The organism is Mesorhizobium sp. M1E.F.Ca.ET.063.01.1.1 (assembly GCF_003998155.1).
Lineage (GTDB): Bacteria > Pseudomonadota > Alphaproteobacteria > Rhizobiales > Rhizobiaceae > Mesorhizobium.
The window spans coordinates 1-3,061 of record NZ_RZSC01000697.1 but is presented as its reverse complement, the minus strand read 5'-3'; the positions used below and the strand labels follow the sequence as shown (position 1 = coordinate 3,061).

The window sequence follows — 3,061 nt, the reverse complement described above, 5'->3', positions numbered from 1 at the left end:
TGCCAGGCGTCACCGTGCAGGCCGACGCACGGCGCGTCAGCTCCAGCATCAACATCCGCGGCCTGCAGGACTTCGGCCGCGTCGCGGTGATCGTCGACGGCGCCAGGCAGGATTTCCAGCGCTCCGACCATGGCACGCAATCGACCTTCTACGTCGATCCCGAACTGATCAAATCCGTCGACGTGATCCGCGGCCCGGTCGCCAACACTTATGGCTCCGGCGCCATCGGCGGCGTCGTCTTCTTCGACACCAAGGACGCCGAGGACTTCCTCAAGCCGGAAGAAAGCTGGGCCGCCTCCGTCACCGGACGCTATGAAAGCAACGGCAAGGGCTGGACCACCAGCGCCAGCGGCGCCTACCGCTTCAACGAGAACTGGGACGTTCTGGGCAACATCGTCTATCGCGACTACGGCGACTACAAGAACGGCGGCGGCGACACCGTTGCCGGCACCGGCTTCGACGTGCTGAGCGGACTGCTCAAGACCACCATCCGTCCGAGCGAGAACAGCGAATTGAAGCTCGGCTGGGTCGGCTCGAGCGACGGATGGACGGAGACCAGCGGCGGCGTGCCCGCGAACGATGTCGATCTCAAGTCGAACACCTTCACCGCCCGCTACAACATCACCGACGATGCCAAGAGCTGGCTCGATCTCCACATCAACGCCTCCTACAACAAGACAGTTCTCGATCTGACGACGCTCGTTCCGCAGAACCGTTTCGATCCGACAACCGGCCTTCCCGTCGTGCTGCCCGCCGGCTCGCTGTCGACCTTCGATGTAGGGACGACCGACATCGACATCTGGAACACGTCGCGCTTCGAGACCACTGGCATTGCGCATGAGCTGACTTATGGCGGCGACTGGGTCGGCGACGACGTCGAGACGGGCGGCACGGCCGGCGGCGACAGCTTCTACACGCCGTCGGGCAAGCGCGACGTCTCCGGCGCCTACATTCAGGACAAGCTGACCTGGGAATGGCTCGAGGTCATCACCGGCCTGCGCTACGACAGCTACAGCCTGAAGGACTCCGACCACGAAACGTCAGGTGACCGGCTGTCGCCCCGCATCACCATCGGTGTCTCGCCTTTCGAAAGCGCTGGCCTCGCAGGCCTGCAGTTCTACGGCACCTATGCGGAAGGCTACCGCTCACCCTCGCTGACGGAGACGCTGATCAGCGGCAATCACCCGGCAGGCGTCACCTTCCCGTTCCTGCCCAATCCCAACCTCAAGCCTGAAACCGGCAAGACGGTCGAGTTCGGCGTCAACTACAAGCAGAACGACATTGTCGAGGCCGGCGACGCGCTGCGGCTCAAGGCCGCCTATTTCAACAACAATGTCGAGGACTATATCGACGGCGTCACGCTCTCGGCCTTCGACCCGACCAGCGGCTGCCCGTTCGGCCCGGGCATCCCGATCTGCTTCCAGTATCAGAACTTCGCCAAGGCCAAGATCAACGGCTTCGAACTGGAAAGCGTCTATGACGCCGGCTGGGGCTATGCCGGGCTTTCGGCTTCCATCATAAACGGCCACACCATCTCTTACGAAGGCGAGCGCGCCGACCTCGCCACCATCCCCTCCTCGCAGGTGACGGCGCAGCTCGGCTTGCGCTTCCTCGAAGACAAGCTGACGGTCGGTGGCGAGGTGCAATACAACGGCAAGCCCAGGGGCAACCCGGTGGCCAAGGACTATACGCTGGTCAATGCCTTCGCCAGCTACCAGGCGACGGACAATCTCAAGGTCGACTTCCGCGCCGACAATCTGTTCGACGTCAAATACACCAACCCGCTCAACGGCAGCACCACCGCCGTTCTCTATGAACCCGGCATCACGCTGAAGTTGGCGGCAACCATGCGCTTTGGAGGCTGAGAACTATGAACTTGACGGCATCGCTTCGTCTCCTGACCTCGGCGCTGGCGATGTCGCTTGGCCCGGCGCCGACCTGGGCTCAATCCGCGTCGGCGCCGGCCCTAAGCCTCGAGCTCAACGCCGCCCAGCCTTCCGACAAGGGCTGCCGGCTGACCTTCGTCGTCAACAACACGCTCGGCGCCGACCTGTCGAAAGCGGCTTTCGAGATCGCGCTGTTCAATGAGGCCGGTGTCGTCGACCGCCTCACCGTGCTCGATTTCAAGGACCTGCCCGCCGGCAAGACGAAGGTCACGCGCTTCGACCTTGCCGGCGCCGACTGCGGCAAGCTCGGCCGCGTGCTGATCAACAGCGCGACGGAATGCGCCGGCAACGGCGTCGAGCCGGCGGCCTGCATGCGCGGCCTGAAGACCTCAACCAAGACCGGCATCGCTTTCGGTATATAGAGGTGGGGTTGCATCCGGCCTTCCCACGAGACGCCATGGCATGGTCTGCCTGCGGTCTGCCGCCATGGGCGGCAACCGATCTTGATTTGACAATCACATGCCCTGCACGGCAGGTCTCGGCGCGAGACATGCAGGACATCAATCACCCCTTCGATGCAGGCGGCGAACCGGCGATCAAGCCGGCCGAGCCGCTCGTGCAGGCGCGGCAATCCGGCGGAGACCGGAGATGGACGGTGGCGATCATCGCCTCCGGCCTGCTCCATGGCGCCGCGGCGGCGGCGTTTCTGCTCGCGCCCCCCGGAACATTCGACGCCATGGACGCGATTCAGGCCGAAGGCACAGATCAGTCCGGCGCCAACGTCACCGGCAGCGCCCTGGACGACCAGTCGTCCGGCGCCGTGGATGTCACCTTGGTGCCCGATCCGCAGCCGGTGAAACGCCAGGCCGCGCAGCCCGCTCCGCCGGTCGAAGCGCAGCAACCTGCAAGCGAACCCCCGGCGCCTCAGCTTCCGCCGCAAGCTGTCAAGGAAGCCACTTCCACGCCCGATATCCTGGCGGCCACCAGCCCACGCCAGGACGACCAGAGTGTCCCCGCCGACAGCAAACCTACGCCCGCGACCGAACCGCAAAGCGCTGAAACGCCCCCTGCCGAGCCTCAACAGCCACCGGTCCCCAGTGCGACATCGAGCGCCCCGGCCGCATCGGCAGGGCCAAGCCAAACCATTGAAACCGGCGGCACGGCGGATGGCGACG

Annotated in this window: 2 protein-coding genes and 1 pseudogene; all 3 read left to right on the top strand. The window is 64.8% G+C overall.

Translation table 11 applies throughout. The features are described 5' to 3' along the window. Window positions 1–1,865 (top strand): TonB-dependent hemoglobin/transferrin/lactoferrin family receptor (locus EOA29_RS30780; RefSeq protein ID WP_127222057.1); only part of this gene is annotated, 1,865 nt, incomplete at its 5' end. 5 nt (window positions 1,866–1,870) lie between these two features. Then, the gene (locus tag EOA29_RS30775) at window positions 1,871–2,308 is read left to right on the top strand and encodes a hypothetical protein (protein WP_126093346.1); all 438 of its coding nucleotides are present in this window, start codon (window positions 1,871–1,873) and stop codon (window positions 2,306–2,308) included. Between the two features lie 128 nt (window positions 2,309–2,436). Beyond that, window positions 2,437–3,061: pseudogene (locus EOA29_RS30770) on the top strand (energy transducer TonB); the annotation flags it as partial.